12 protein-coding genes and 1 other annotated feature are annotated in these 15,503 nt (G+C 34.6%); of the genes, 6 read left to right on the top strand and 6 right to left on the bottom strand.

The genetic code is table 11. The features are described 5' to 3' along the window. Nucleotides 1–191: 191 nt before the first annotated feature. Nucleotides 192–2,330 (bottom strand): cell division protein FtsA, encoded by a 2,139-nt coding sequence (pilM, locus tag QQS35_RS02725; protein WP_285930241.1) that lies wholly within the window; start codon nucleotides 2,328–2,330, stop codon nucleotides 192–194. Between the two features lie 157 nt (nucleotides 2,331–2,487). Here pilM and QQS35_RS02720 point away from each other — a divergent pair, with 157 nt between their 5' ends. The 4 genes from QQS35_RS02720 (at nucleotide 2,488) to motS (ending at nucleotide 6,748) form a co-directional block, all read left to right on the top strand. After that, entirely contained in the window at nucleotides 2,488–3,555 is a 1,068-nt protein-coding gene (locus QQS35_RS02720; protein ID WP_285930240.1) for a bifunctional 3-deoxy-7-phosphoheptulonate synthase/chorismate mutase, read from the top strand. Nucleotides 3,556–4,053: 498 nt separating this feature from the next. Next, nucleotides 4,054–5,055 carry a catabolite control protein A gene (gene ccpA, locus QQS35_RS02715; protein ID WP_285930239.1) on the top strand — a complete coding sequence of 334 codons (1,002 nt, stop codon included), beginning with the start codon at nucleotides 4,054–4,056 and terminating at the stop codon, nucleotides 5,053–5,055. Nucleotides 5,056–5,145: 90 nt separating this feature from the next. Continuing rightward, on the top strand, nucleotides 5,146–5,970 hold the full coding sequence (gene motP / locus QQS35_RS02710; protein WP_285930238.1) for a flagellar motor protein MotP: 825 nt from the start codon (nucleotides 5,146–5,148) through the stop codon (nucleotides 5,968–5,970). Then, nucleotides 5,960–6,748 carry a flagellar motor protein MotS gene (motS, locus tag QQS35_RS02705; protein ID WP_285930237.1) on the top strand — a complete coding sequence of 263 codons (789 nt, stop codon included), beginning with the start codon at nucleotides 5,960–5,962 and terminating at the stop codon, nucleotides 6,746–6,748. Before motP ends, motS begins: the two co-directional genes overlap by 11 nt. Nucleotides 6,749–6,849: 101 nt before the next feature. On the opposite strand, the gene QQS35_RS02700 is transcribed toward motS, so the two are convergent. The 4 genes from QQS35_RS02700 to QQS35_RS02685 all read right to left on the bottom strand — a co-directional run bounded on the left by QQS35_RS02700 (nucleotide 6,850) and on the right by QQS35_RS02685 (nucleotide 12,416). Further along, nucleotides 6,850–8,019 (bottom strand): acetoin utilization protein AcuC, encoded by a 1,170-nt coding sequence (locus tag QQS35_RS02700; RefSeq protein ID WP_285930236.1) that lies wholly within the window; start codon nucleotides 8,017–8,019, stop codon nucleotides 6,850–6,852. After that, a complete protein-coding gene (locus QQS35_RS02695; protein ID WP_285930235.1) occupies nucleotides 8,009–8,662 on the bottom strand; it encodes an acetoin utilization AcuB family protein in 654 nt (217 codons plus the stop codon). The genes QQS35_RS02700 and QQS35_RS02695 overlap by 11 nt, the downstream gene beginning before the upstream one ends. Nucleotides 8,663–8,694: 32 nt before the next feature. Beyond that, nucleotides 8,695–9,339: a GNAT family N-acetyltransferase gene (locus QQS35_RS02690; protein ID WP_285930234.1), complete on the bottom strand. Its 645-nt coding sequence runs from the start codon at nucleotides 9,337–9,339 to the stop codon at nucleotides 8,695–8,697. Nucleotides 9,340–9,467: 128 nt separating this feature from the next. Next, complete coding sequence (locus QQS35_RS02685) at nucleotides 9,468–12,416, bottom strand: transglycosylase domain-containing protein (RefSeq protein WP_285930233.1); 2,949 nt, start codon at nucleotides 12,414–12,416, stop codon at nucleotides 9,468–9,470. A 122-nt stretch (nucleotides 12,417–12,538) separates the two neighbouring features. Further along, nucleotides 12,539–12,750: a binding site (T-box leader), on the top strand. An 84-nt stretch (nucleotides 12,751–12,834) separates the two neighbouring features. Here QQS35_RS02685 and tyrS point away from each other — a divergent pair. Together tyrS and QQS35_RS02675 are read left to right on the top strand one after the other, a co-directional pair. Further along, complete coding sequence (gene tyrS / locus QQS35_RS02680) at nucleotides 12,835–14,106, top strand: tyrosine--tRNA ligase (protein ID WP_285930232.1); 1,272 nt, start codon at nucleotides 12,835–12,837, stop codon at nucleotides 14,104–14,106. Nucleotides 14,107–14,230: 124 nt separating this feature from the next. Beyond that, nucleotides 14,231–15,130, top strand: a complete 900-nt coding sequence (locus QQS35_RS02675) for a nuclease-related domain-containing protein (RefSeq protein ID WP_285930231.1) — start codon at nucleotides 14,231–14,233, stop codon at nucleotides 15,128–15,130. Nucleotides 15,131–15,161: 31 nt separating this feature from the next. Here QQS35_RS02675 and QQS35_RS02670 read toward each other — a convergent pair. Next, nucleotides 15,162–15,503, bottom strand: a 342-nt coding sequence (locus QQS35_RS02670) for a hypothetical protein (protein ID WP_285930230.1), incomplete at its 5' end; no start/stop codon positions are given.

Below are 15,503 nucleotides of genomic sequence, written 5' to 3'. Positions count from 1 at the left end.
ACTATGTAAATAATAGTTGCTTCTTCTTTTAATAGTATAGAAATTATAAAATTTGCTGAACGTAGATATCACGCAAAACAGTCACAATCAGATTCTGCGCCTATAGGTTCAAGCTCTGTGTGACATAGAACGTCACACAGAGGCTTGTCTGCTTGTAGTTGGTGAGTATGGAGCCTGCGATATTGAGCTAGTTATTCTTGCCAATGAATAATAATTGAATCATTTGGTGATAGCTCTTCAAAAAAAGTTGTAGGTTCACCATTCTTTTGAATTTCAATTCCACCTTTTACTTGAGATAAGTCGATAGAGATAAACCTGAAAATATCTTGGAATATGAATGGACTTTTCTCTCTTTCTTTTAATTGAATTTTATCTCCCGAAAAGAGTTTATCCTCTAAATCCATTAACACCCCATCTCTATAAACATCTAGTACACTTTTTTCTAATCTTAACGGTTTTTTATTGTATAAGATTGTTATGGAATACTGTGCCTCTCTACCTATATCGTTCAATAGATTTTTAACTGTTGGATTATTACTACCCTTATGAGTGATTCGATCGCCTTCTCTTAATAGGTGGTTTAAATTAGCTTCTTTATCATTAATATAGACTATGCTGCTATAAGAGGAAAACGATTGTTTTTCTCCATTAACCCACAAATAAAACTGTCCAATAGTATCAATTAGTTCAGGTCTATTTATGTTTTTGAAGAATTCTTCCACTGTATTCTTACTAATTACTTCTATTTTGTCATGATCTTGTACAATGTAGTCTTCGGGTACGACTCGATTATTTATTAGTATTTTTGATTCAATTTTGAAAATTTTACCATTAAATATAACTTTATACGATGGGATATCTCCGATAAGCTCTTTAATACTTATTGTTGGTTCACTTCCATCAGCACCCTTTTCAACGTTCAAAATATCCCCGTGTTTAATATGCTCTTCAACGGTAATAGGTTCTTCATTAAGCCACAGCTTAGGTGCTTGTCCAAATGTGCCAGGTAGCGTAATGTCTTTTCCATTCCAATTTATCATGTAAGCCATGCCAGGACGTCCGTAAAGCTTATCAATATTAATACCTGCAGCTAACAAGCAATCGCCGACAGTGAGTTGTTTCATATCAAACAGTCTGACCGCGCGATTATTTACGGTAACACTAATATAGTGAACAGGGTTCTGTTTTGCTGCGATTGCGATTCCAATTGGCGTTATAAATTCCGGTCCAACGGGTAAACTATCATCCTTCTGGAGAGAAGGGATTGCATCTACGCCCCTAATTGCAACACGATTATTTGGTAAATTCATTTTTAAAGCTAAGCGGTTAGCTAGTTCTGGTGTTTGACTTCCTCCACCTACTAACATAATTGCTTTTGGTGACTTATTATTTAATTGATAAATCTCTTTTGAAATCCCATCAACTAAAGAGTCAATTGCGCTTGAGATTTCATTGACTAATTCATCATATTCAATCGTTTGTTCAAAGCCTAAAATATCCGTTATAGTGGATTGTTTATTTATAGTCATTTCTTTTTTTACATTTTCAGCTTCCACAAAGTCTAAAAGATATTGGTCACTTATCGCTTCTGTTATTTCATCACCCGCCATAGGGACCATGCCATACGCTGTGATTGCTCCTGCTTCTGTTAATGCTATATCACTCGTTCCTGCTCCGATGTCCACAAGCGCTACATTTAGCCTTCTCATGGAAGGTGGAATTAAAACATTAATAGCTGCGATAGGTTCTAGTGTTAAAGCTTCCATCTCAAGGTCCGCGCGATGTAATGCAGAGATAAGCGATTCCACAACAACTTTAGGTAAAAATGTTGCAATTATTTCTACTTTTGCTGTTTGTCCTTGTTGATCAATTAACGATCCAATAAGATCGCCATCTAATTGATACTCTAAAACAGAATATCCAACACAATAATAATGCGTGCTAGAAGCGTTTACTTCTTCAATTGCTAGATCATATTGTGCTTTTTGAACGGCACTTAGTTCGAGGAATAATATGTCTTCTTTTTCCATTAATGGATGGTTAGCGATTTCTTTTGAAATTGTGGTGCGTTTTGTTTTTAGTGCTCTACCTGCAGCAGCTACACATACTTTAGTTAATTGTCCTCCGTGTCTTTCTTCTAATACTGTTTTTACTTGTCTGATTACATTAGCAACCGAAACAACATCGTGAATTTGTCCATCTAACATAGACCTTTCTTCATGTTCTTGTACATAATAATCAATTAATTTAAATTTATTTTCACTTTTTTCAATAATTAAACCAACTACAGATCTGGTGCCGATATCGAGCGCAAAAATGCGTTCACTCATATAACTAGTTCCCTTCATATAAAAATAAAATATAGAATATACTAAATATTATAAACTTAGTGGTGACAAGATGAAAAATATTAGCTATAATTATCCCTAATTATTAAAAAATTATCATATTTTTGAATAACTTTAAATAAAAATAGGGGGATTCACATTGAGTAATGAACAATTAGATCAGTTGCGCGCAAAACTAGATCAAGTAAATCTGGAAATATTAGATTTAATTAACAAGCGAGCGGAGCTAGTTCAACAAACTGGTCAAGTGAAAGAGAAACAAGGTGCTAATCGTAGTTTTGACCCCGTTCGTGAAAGGGATATGTTAAATCTAATTTCAAAAAATAATAATGGACCCTTTGAAAATTCTACCATTGTTCACTTATTTAAAGAAATTTTTAAGGCTGGATTAGAATTACAGGAAGAAGATCATAGCAAAGCCTTGTTAGTATCACGTAAGAAAAAACCAGAAGATACTATCATTGAAATCAATGGAGATAAGTTTGGAGACGGTAATCAACACTTTATTTTTGGCCCTTGTGCAGTAGAAAGTTATGAACAAGTTGCTCAAGTTGCTGCTGAAATTAAGAAAAAAGGATTGAAATTGCTACGTGGTGGTGCTTTCAAACCTAGAACTTCTCCATACGACTTCCAAGGTCTTGGTTTCGAAGGTCTAAAGATATTAAAACAGGTTGCTGACGAATATGATTTAGCTGTTGTTAGTGAAATTGTTAATCCTGCTCATATAGAAAAGGCAATTGAATACATTGATGTTATTCAAATTGGTGCACGTAACATGCAAAACTTTGAGCTACTAAAAGCTGCTGGTGAGACGAATAAACCAGTTCTATTAAAACGAGGAATGTCAGCAACAATTTCTGACTTCATCAATGCTGCAGAGTACATTAATTCTAGAGGTAATGGTGATATCATATTATGTGAGCGCGGCATTCGCACATATGAAAAAGCGACACGTAATACACTTGATATTACAGCTGTTCCAATTCTTAAGCAAGAAACACATTTACCAGTTATGGTGGATGTAACGCATTCTACTGGAAGAAGAGATTTATTGTTACCTGCTGCAAAAGCTGCATTAGCAATAGGGGCAGATGGTGTTATGGCTGAAGTGCACCCTGATCCGGCAGTAGCGCTTTCCGATTCAGCACAACAAATGGATTTTGATATGTTTGATGCATTTTTTAAAGAATTAACAAAGAATAAATAAAACGGATTTTAATATGTCAGCCCTTGTCTACTATAGGCAGGGGCATTTTTTATTGTTAGGGAACAAATCTTTAAAAATGCACTGCATTTCTTATAGTACACCAGGAAATTATAGATTTAGTATCTTGTGGCTAAACTGATTATTAGCATGTGCTACGAACAGCTATAGCGCCTATTCTGCCTGAGGCCTTAAGTCAATCCTCTTTGTGAAGTAAAACGAAACGAAAAGGCTAGCCTTTTCGTTTCGTGGATGAGCCAGACGCCCGCATTTTTGTTGCGATGTTGTACTTAAAATGAAATAATTAAAAGCTAGATAAAAAAACAAATGCAATCTAGTACTTTTTCAACTGTGATTTGGTATAATAATACATATCAAAAATAGAGTAATTCTGCATAAAAATTTGTAAAATGTCGAACCATTGCGGAACTTGTTATATTATCGTATGATAAGTGAAAAGCAGAACGCTATATAAAAAGGAATATTGGAGGTAATTTTGTTATGAATATAACAATATATGATGTAGCTCGTGAGGCAAATGTTTCTATGGCTACAGTTTCAAGAGTAGTTAATGGAAATCCAAATGTTAAACCCGCTACAAGAAAGAAAGTATTACATACAATTGAACGATTAGGATATCGTCCAAACGCAGTCGCTAGAGGTTTAGCAAGCAAAAAGACAACAACAGTAGGTGTTATTATACCTGACATATCAAGCATATTTTTCTCGGAATTAGCAAGAGGTATTGATGATATAGCAACAATGTATAAGTATAATATTATCTTGAGTAACTCAGACCAGAATATAGATAAAGAATTAAAATTAATTAATACAATGTTAGAAAAGCAAGTAGATGGTATTGTATTTATGGGTGGAAAAATAAGTGAGGAACATGTTCAACAGTTTAAAACGTCTCCTGTTCCAGTAGCGCTTGCTGCAACAATAGATCCAACAGAATCTGTGCCATCTGTTAACATTGATTATGAACAAGCTTCCTTTGAAGCAACTCAATTATTAATTGAGAACGGAACTGCTCATCCAGCATTTGTATCTGGAACAGAGGAAACAGAAGTTAATAATCAAAAATATAAAGGTTTTTTACGTGCTTTGGATGAATCAAAACAACAATTAAATGAAGAATTGGTTATTAAAGGTGACTATACATACGATTCAGGTATAGAAGCGGCTGAGCAGTTACTTGCAATGGAAAAGAAACCAACTGCTATATTTGTCGCTTCCGATGAAATGGCTCTAGGTATTATTCACGGCATTCAGGATAAAGGCCTAAATGTACCAGAAGATATTGAAGTATTTGGATTTGATAATACAAGACTTGCTTCAATGGTTCGACCAACTTTATCTACCATTGTTCAACCTATGTATGATATAGGTGCTGTTGCAATGAGGTTACTAACCAAATATATGAATAAAGAAGAGGTTACGGAACAAAATGTAATTTTACCTCATAGAATTATCGAAAGAAACTCAACAAAACCTAAATAATGTCGATATATAGAATATATCTTTTAAAAAACAAATCCTTGGCGTGAATTTCATCTCAACCAAGTTTGTGCATTGTTAGGGAGAGAGAGTATGAAAAAAAGGGACATCTTAACACCAATAGGCATTACTTTAGGTTTTATCATGGTTATGTTTGGTATTCTTTCAAGTGGTGGAGCCGGAGGAATTATTTCATTTATACAACTATCTTCTATTCTAATTGTAATAGGTGGGTTATTTGCGGCTTTGCTAATTAACTTTAATTTAGAACAAATGAAATTAACCCATCTCGTAATGAAAGAAGCTTTCAATAAAAATGAAAATAGCTTATCTGATTTAATTGAATTATTTGTCCGGTTATCTGAACGAGCAAGAAGAGAAGGATTATTAGCACTTGAAAATGAATTAGACAGTGTTGAAGATCCCTTTATTAAAAAAGGTGTCTTATTAGCTATTGATGGTATAGAGCCAGAGGTTATAAACGATATTATGAGTGCTGAGATTACCGCAATGGAAGATCGTCATTTAAAGGGAAGAACAATTATTGAAAAAGCTGGTGAATATGCACCTGCTTGGGGAATGATTGGTACTTTAATTGGTTTGGTACTTATGCTAAATAATTTAACTGACCCAGCAACATTAGGCCCCAACATGGCTGTAGCTCTACTGACAACATTTTATGGATCATTACTTGCAAACCTAGTTTTTATCCCAATGGCTGGTAAGTTAGAAATGAAAACTGATGAAGAAGTTTTTATGAAACAGATTGTTATTGAAGGTGTCATTGGTGTCCAATCAGGACAAAATCCTCGTATTCTAAAAGAAAAATTAAGTGCATTTTTATCTGATAATATGAAGAAAAAGGAAGTTGAAGAGGACCCAGATGAGGTAATGGAGGAGTCCATCAATGAAGCTTAGAAGAAAAAAGCGAATTGATAAAGGCGCCCCGAAGTGGATGGTTACTTATGCGGATTTAGTTACGTTAATTTTAGTTTTCTTTGTTTTACTTTTTTCAATGTCACAAATTGATATTGTAAAGTTTCAGGCCATAGCTGAGTCATTTCGTAATCGGATGATATTTGAAGGGAATCCTTCGCCTCGTCCAATGGATAATCCAACTGAAAATATAGAAATACAAGAAGAAAAAGAAGGATCAGACGATTTGAAGAACAATGGTTCAGAAACGGATTCTAGTGAAGAAACGAATAAAGAAACAAATAGTGTTGAGCAAGATGATCAGCAGGATTCACTAGATGAATTACTAAGAGAAGTAGAACAGTTTCTAAAAGATAATCAATTAAATAATGTAATTTCAGCTAATCGAACTGATCAAGGTGTCGTGCTCATACTACAAGAAAAAGTATTATTTGAATCAGGTGAAGCAGATATTGTAGAAATAGGTAAGCCCTTTTTAGAAAAAGTGGGTATGCTTTTAAGCAATATTCCAAATCAAGTAAGAGTAGAAGGACATACAGATAACCGACCAATTTCAAATTATCGCTTTCCCTCGAATTGGGAATTATCCGGTTCAAGAGCAAGTAGTGTCATTCGCTATATAATCGACTCTACGGATATTGAAGATAACCGTTTTATTGCAGTTGGTTATGGTGATACACAACCGCTTGTTGAAAATAATTCTGCTGAGAATTGGAGCAAAAATAGAAGAGTTGAGATGGTTATATTAGAATTAGAATGAAAAAGAAACTCTCAAAAGATTTGGGAGTTTCTTTTCTATTAAAACTATTTTAACGAATACTTATTTTTAAAAAATTAAAATGATATGTTGTTTAGAACTTTTTAGTTATTAAAATAGATTTTATTTCTAGTGAACTTTAATGATCTTTCTAACATTTCTTCATTCTTTTCATTGATTTCTTTTTTTCTAGGAATTGGTTTATAAAGACCACTGGGGTCATTCCAAGTCTTAGGAAGACTAACAGGTGATGTTGTTTTGTATTTTTTAATCCATTGATGTGCAACGTCTCCACTGAAAATGGCGTTATTATTCATAACATTCCAAACTTGAGACCATGCTCTAGGAACAACTCGCCATATATCATAACCTCCACCACCTAAAGCAATCCATTTTCCTCCACAATAGTCGTGAGCTATTTTATGTGCCAATAAAGGAATTTGCTCATAAGTTTTCATTGTAGAACTCAAGTGCGTCAGCGGGTCTAAATAATGCGCATCTACACCATTTTGTGTGATGATGACATCAGGTTTGAAATATTCAGCAACCTCTCTTAACGCTGCATCATAAACAGCTAAAAAAGAATCATCTTCTGTGAATGCATCGATAGGGAAATTAAAGGAGTATCCATAACCTGTTTTAAGTCCACGCTCATTCGTATTTCCTGTTCCAGGATATAAATATCTACCAGTCTCGTGAATGGACAAGGTGCACACATTTGGGTCGTCATAAAAAGCATCCTGGACTCCATCTCCATGATGTGCATCAGTATCAACATAAAGAACGCGCAAATTATAGTTATCTCTTATATATTTTATGGCAATTGCTCCATCGTTATATATGCAAAAGCCTGAAGCTTGATTTTTGAATCCATGATGGAGCCCACCACCTAAATTTAAAGCATGTATTGTTTTGTTATTTAGGACTTCATCTACTGCAGTTAATGTACCTCCTACTAGTAAAGCTGACGCATCATGCATGTCTGGGAATATAGGTGTATCTTCCGTACCTAATCCATAGGGTAAGGCTTCTTGTTCTGTAATTAAGCCTACACTGGCATTTTTTACTACTTCGACGTATTTCTTGTCATGAACTAACATGATTTCTTCATCAGAAGCTATCCGTGGCCGAATAATATGTTTTTCACTTAATGCATTTTCAGCTTCTAGTAAATCTTTAGTCATATTTACGCGTTCTTGATTAAATGGGTGATCCGCATGAAAACGATATTTTTTAAACTGTTCCGAGTAGATGAATACTGCATTACAAGTCATTTTTATACTCCGGTGTATTAGGCCATAATATGTCATAGTTTTCTTCTCGTAAGTCTTGAATAACTGAAAGCGGATTCATTGTCTGGATACGAAAAACAAGAATTTTGTAGCTCGGATCGTTTTTATAAGGATAAATGAGCACGGATGTTATTTTAACTTTTCTCTTTCCGAATATTGAAGTTACTTCAGCCAATATTCCAATTCTATCGGGTACTTTAATTTCAATTTGAGAACTTTGTACATTTGTTCCTGTTAATTGTATCAATGTGTGAAGCATATCCTTTTCCGTAACAATTCCAACTAATTGATGGTCTCGTACTACTGGTAAACAAGCAAACTCTTCTTCGTAAAAGATAGATGCAATTTCCTCGACAAAATCTAATGGATGAATGGTAATGACAGGTTGACTCATTATTGTTTTTATTGGATTTTTTAATTCCTCTGAATCTACAACCTCATTGAAAATGGAAGGACTAGCATCACGTACGTCACGATCAGATACGATGCCGATAACTTTATTTGTTGAATCAACGATAGGTATATGGCGTATATGATTCTCGTTTAACAATCGTAATGCTGCGTCTATTTTTGCTTCTGGAGATAGCGTAATTACATTAGTTTTCATAATTTCCTCAACTAACATCCTAAAACCCCTTTCTAAAAAGGATGTTGATATTACTTTTTAAATTGAAATTTTTCTCGGTCTAAAAACCTTAAACGATCAAATAATTCTATTGAATTTTTAGGAACATTATTTCCAATTCTAACCATTAAACAATTAGCAGGATGAGAGATAATCTCAGGATCATCAGTAGGAGCAGGCGTTAATCCTCCGGTACTCATCATTTTTTCCATTACTTTTCGGTAGTTCCATATACTCAATTTTGTTTCTTTTAGATCCCAATGCCAATAATATTCAGTAGAAATTATGATGTAATTTTCCATCATGTTGTCCATCATTGCAACTTGTATTAATTTAGAACCTAACTTAAGTCCACGATAAGCGGGGGCAATTTCTATAGCACCTAATTCTAGCAAGTCTTTCATGTTGAATTTGGACCAACGTTCTAGTGGGTCTGGAAAAAGAAAAGTAACATAACCTACGATTGTTTCACCGTCATGGCATATTAAAATTCTTCCTTCTTCAAGCTCAGCAATTTCCATTAACGCTTTAAATTGTTTCGGTGCGGGTCTGAAGGCATTCAATTCTTTATGAAAATGGAATTGACTTAGACTTGAAGATGATAATGGTCCTTCTATTGTTATCTTACCTACCGTAGAAGTAATTGTATTTGAATGATGGGTTTTTCTATGATTCATCTAACACATCACCACCTATGTAATTCATTAGTTACATTATACAGTAAAATTGGGACACTGTTACCCCTTAGAAGAAAAAAGTCACCTCTTAACTAAAAGAGGTGACTACAAGTTATATTATTTTATTTCTATTCATTTTCGCTATTTTCACTACCATTATTGTTGTTGCCTTCACTATTGCTCTCTTGATTATTACCTGAATCGTTTGAGTTATCACCAGAAGAATTATCTTCAGGCTTTTTTTTAGGTTCTTCTTTTGGTTTTTCCTTAGGTTTTTCTGGTTCCTCTGGCGGTTCCGGTTCTGAAAAGTCTCCAACTACAACTGTTTTAGAATCGCTTGACTCCTGACCAAAATAGTCGACAGCTTTCACGTGATACACAGCTTTACTAGATGGAATTTTAAAACTTGATTCTGTTGTGTTTCCTACTAATCTAAAGGAAGCGCCAGGTTCATCTGCACGAAAAATTCGATAACCTACAACATCGTTACTTGATGATTGGTTCCATGTTAGTGAACTACCAGACTTAGAAACTGAAGAAGGGGTTGCTGGATTTTTCCCATCATTTGCAATTTCATCTGTATCAGGTATCTCAATGTTTGCCCAAACTCCAGATTTATTTGGAATTAATTGGCGTATATCACTAAGTTTGTCATAATTATTTTCTTTGATCCATTCCGGATTAAATGCTACCCCATTACCATCCGTGAATTCATCTGGAGTATTATTCCCTGCTATTACTGCTTTGCCATTAATCATGACATAGCGGTCTTTAATTAGACTGTTATCCCTTTTACTAGGAACATAGTTCGCATTGTATATATCTGATTGAACTAGACCCAACTCGCTACATATATTAGAGGGTAACATACCTGAAGTAGCACAGTAAGAACGAGAAACGATTCCACCGGGACGTTCAAATCGCTCACTCGGTGCCATTAACTCAGGATTAGATTCTGTCGCAGCATTAACTAATTGCGCCCAAAATACTACATTGCGAGCACTGTAATCTCGCCCCTCTAATTGCATGTTATGATCATACCCCATCCAACTACCTAGAGTTACATTTGGATTTGTCGCAACAAACCATGTATCACGAAATCCATTCGTCGTACCTGTTTTCCCAGCCCAATCAACATTTGTATTATTTAAATTAGCTCTTGCTGCTGTTGCTGTACCTCTAGTTAATACATCCCGCATCATATCGAGCATTAAATAATTTGTTTGTGGTGTAAAGACATCAACAGGTTCACTTTCATGTTGGTAAACAACTTCTCCATCGACAGTTTCAATTTTATCAATCATATAGGCATCGACAAACTGTCCATTATTTCCAAATGTACCATAAGCATTAGTATTTTCCTCAACGGTAACCCCATTTGTTAAACCACCAATGGCTATCGATTCAATGTAATAATCTGCTTCAGCTAGACTAGTAAAACCCATTTTTTCTAAATAATTTGCTGGATTATTACTTAAAATTTGCTTGTATGTTTTAACAGCAGGTACGTTATGTGACTTATATAAAGCCTCCCTAGCGGACACTAATCCATAATTTCCTTCTGTATAGTTATTGACTATTTGACCAGAAGAATAATAGGTTGGAACATCAGCGATAATCGAACCCGGTTGAACAATACCAGCCTCCATAGCTGGTGCATAAACAAGTAGAGGTTTCATTGTACTACCGTTTTGTCTCTTGGTAAATGTAGCATGATTCGCTTGTTCTATATCAAAATCTCTACCACCAACAAAACTAATTATTTTACCAGTGGTGTTATCAATTAATATGCTTCCAACTTGAACAGGTTCAATGACAGTTTCCATTTCACCAGTCTCAGGATTTTCTTTTTGAATTACCTTATTTGTATTACGGTTTATTGCCGTTTTATCAGGGCCATAATTGTTATAGTTGGCAGTAATTTCTTGGAATTTATCATAGATATTTTTATCGATCGTAGTATGAATTTTGTATCCACTTGACCCAAGTGCTCTTTCTGCAAGGATTGCGTATTCCTCTTTTAATGTCTCGCTATTTTGGATATCTTCTTCTGCGTATCCATCTTCTTTAGCTAAGACATCAGTTAAAATATCAATTGCCCTTTCTTTCACTTCATTGGTTAAAAAAGGATATTGATCGAGTAATGATTCTTGGGGTTCTGTAAAGTCTCCAACAATATCATAATTCATTGCTTCCTCATAATCAGCTTGACTAATATACTCTCTATCTAACATTCGTTGTAAAACAGACTTCATCCGATTAAGTCCTGGTTCTAGCCCTTCTTCGTCTTTTTTATTTCCACCATTTAAAAAGGGTGTGTAATAAGATGGACTTTGGGGTAAACCAGCTATAAAGGCTGCTTGTGGAAGATTAATGTCTTTAGCATCAACGCCAAAGATACCCTGTGCCGCAGTTTGAATACCTGCAATGTTTTCACCAGATGCATTTCTTCCAAAAGGAACAATATTTAAATAAGCTTCTAAAATTTCATCTTTTTCAAAAAATTGTTCTAAACGGAGTGCTAATAAAATTTCTTTTGCTTTTCTTTCAAATGAAACTTCATTCGTTAGGATTTGGTTTTTAATTAATTGTTGCGTTAACGTACTGCCACCAGTTTTTACAGCAGCATTTGTTGCTTCTTGAAATATAGCTCTTAAAATCGCTTTAGGGACAACACCATTATGTGTTTCAAAATACTCATCTTCAGTTGCAATTATCGCGTCTTTTACATAAGGTGAAACATCTTTCAAACTAACTTCTTCTCTATATAAATCGGAGCTAACTTCTCCCAAAAATACGTTATTTGCAAAATAAAATTCAGAAGTTTCTTCATAGTTATAAATATCTTTTTCCATACTTTCACGTGATCTAACTTCTTCATCCTTAACAAGAGAAGCAAAATACCCAGCACCAACACCGCCTGCAAAGAATAACCCAACAACTCCAATTATGATGAAAAATAGAATTACATTCCACAGAACATCATATGTAATTCTTGAGCTTTTCTGAAAGATTCCCTTTCGCCACCAATTTTTTAACTTAGAGAAATATTTATGAATAAATGTTTTAAAATCCATGATAAGACCTCCTAAAATATCAATATATATTATAGCACAAACGTCAAATTGTGGGCATAAGCAGATAGTTGCTATTGTGTTTTTTTAGAATGTGTGTTATTAATGTAAGACAATAATATATTTTATCGGCAAAGAAAGAATGAAGTAGTAATGTAATTCACTGAATCAGAGAACTGACGGTTGGTGCAAGTCAGTACATAATTACATTGCGAATTACGCTCTGGAGCTTCTTCTAGTTTTAGAAGACGGTGAACCTCATCGTTATTTACTTAAGTGGCAAATTGATATTTATTTGCAACAAGGGTGGTACCGCGATTTAAACCTCGTCCCTTTTTTGGGAGGAGGTTTTTTGTCGTTTTCTAAACATGAGCTAAACAGAAAATTCTTAGTCGCTATAAAAATTAAAGGAGTGGAATATGTGAATATTTTAGAAGATTTAAAACAAAGAGGGTTAGTGCATCAAATCACCGATGAAGAAAGCCTAAGAAAGAATATGGAAGGAAATATAATTACGCTTTATGCTGGATTTGATCCTACTGCTGATAGTCTTCACATTGGACATTTAGTTCCCGGTTTAATGCTCAAAAGATTCCAACTTGCTGGTCACCGGCCAATTGCGTTAATCGGTGGAGGGACTGGAATGATTGGGGATCCAAGTGGTCGTTCTACGGAAAGACAACTAAATGATTTAAATACTGTTAAACACTTTAGTGAAAAAATCAAAAACCAATTAGCAAGTATTCTTAATTTTGATGAAGGCGAAAATGCTGCAGTTGCTCGTGATAATTATGAATGGCTGTCAAAAATGACTATTATTGATTTTTTAAGAGACACAGGTAAACATTTTGGAATCAACTATATGCTTGCAAAAGATTCTGTGGAATCAAGATTAGAAAATGGTATTTCCTTTACGGAATTTACTTATATGATCCTCCAATCCGTAGACTTTCTTAATCTATATGAGAAAGAAAACTGTACATTACAAATAGGTGGTAGCGATCAATGGGGGAATATAACTGCAGGAATGGAATTAATTCGTCGTACAAAAAGTGGGGAAGAGACAGAAGCAAAAGCATTTGGCTTAACAGTTCCGTTAATTACCAAAGCGGATGGTACGAAGTTTGGTAAAACGGCTGGTGGTGCAATTTGGCTAGATCCTGCTAAAACGTCTCCATATGAATTTTACCAGTTTTGGATTAACACAGATGACCGTGATGTTATTCGGTTCTTGAAATTCTTTACGTTCCTTGAATTAGATGAGATTTCAAGCTTAGAAAAGGAATTAGAAATGGCACCTGAAAAAAGAGTTCCACACACACGTCTTGCTGAAGAAATGACGAAGATGGTTCACAATGAAGCAGCTTTAGTGCAGGCTCAAAAGATAACCGAAGCATTATTTAGTGGTGAATTAAAAGATTTAAATGGAGCAGAAATTGAACAAGGCTTTAAGGATGTTCCAACGGTGACTTTTGAAAAACAAGATATTAATTTAATTGATCTACTAGTAGAAGCCAAAATATCTTCTTCAAAACGACAAGCTCGTGAGGATATTCAGAACGGTGCAATCTATGTAAACGGTGATCGTAATCAAGAATTAGCCCATGTTCTAAGTAATGAGGACAGAATAGATGATACATTTACGATTATTCGTAGAGGGAAAAAGAAATATACCCTTATTCGTTTTGAGTAGAAAGAGTTTGGGGAGGGGGCTACCAATTAAGTTTGGTAGTCTTTTTTTGTTGCATTATCTTGGAAGAAAGATTATTTTAAAATTGATAAGTATTTATATAGAAGAGAGGGAGTGGGCTATGTTTTTGAAAAATAGAACAGAGTCAAAAGAGCTAAAAACATTCAGGTATTTAAGAAACAGGATGGATCTAGAAGAGAAGGATGAGAAATACTATCATAATCTGGAACAAGGTTATTTAGGTGAGTGTCAGTTTGATAATTGGTTGAATAGATTGAACAGTAGTAAACCAATTATATTAAATGATTTGCTACTGGAACAAAATAATACGCAGTTTCAAATTGATTCATCTTTGATTGAGAGGCGTAATCTCCATATTTTTGAGATTAAAAATTTCCAAGGTGATTTCTTCATAGAAGGTGATCAATGGTTTAATAGAATAGGGAGTGAAATTAAAAATCCGCTCCATCAGTTAAGACGAGCTGAATCACTTCTTCGGCAGTTTCTTCAACCTCTTTCGTTAAACTTAACTATTGAGCCTCACATCATATTTATTAATCCTCAATTTTATCTCTACCATGCAACACCCGATCTCCCAATTATTTTCTATCCACAATTAGAAAGGTTTTTCCGTACATTGAAAGTAACTAGTTCTAACAACCAACGAAATTCTGTTAAAGTGGCAAATTATCTATTATCCCACCATATAGAAGATTCTGTTTTTTCCAGAGTTCCTTCGTATAGTTTTGAGGAGCTAAGGAAAGGGGTAGTTTGTGAGTGGTGTAAGCAGTTTTTGACAGTAAACTCTAAGAACACTTTAGTCTGCCGCACGTGTGACAATGTAGAAAAGGTTGATGCTGGTGTATTGCGGAATATAATTGAGTATAAAACTTTATTTCCAAATGCTAAAGTAACAACTAATAGTATTTTTCAGTTTTGCCAAGTAGTTTCAAAAAGGTCCATTAGAAGAATTCTTCTAAATAATCACCAACGTATGGGGTTAGGTAGAGATGCATTTTATTTGTAGGATTGATCTTTTCATAAGAGTACGATTGCAGTTAATAGAAAGTGCGTCGCAAAGCAAAAGAAGCGACACAAAAATTGATAAGAACGTAAAGCACGCGTCGCAAAGCAAAAGAAGCGACACAAAAATTGATAAGAACGTAAAGTACGTGACGCAAAGTAAAAGAAGCGACACAAAAATTGATAAGAACGTAAAGTACGCGTCGCAAAGCAAAAGAAGCGACACAAAAATTGATAAGAACGTAAAGTGCGCGTCGCAAAGCAAAAGAAACGACACAAAAATTGATAAGAACGTAAAGTACGCGTTGCAAAGCAAAAGAAGCGACACAAAAATTGATAAGAACGTAAAGTACGCGTCGCAAAGCAAAAGAAGCGAC

The sequence above is a fragment of the Aquibacillus rhizosphaerae genome (assembly GCF_030282825.1).
Taxonomy (GTDB): domain Bacteria; phylum Bacillota; class Bacilli; order Bacillales; family Amphibacillaceae; genus Aquibacillus_C; species Aquibacillus_C rhizosphaerae.
This window is presented reverse-complemented; position numbering and strand designations above follow the sequence as displayed.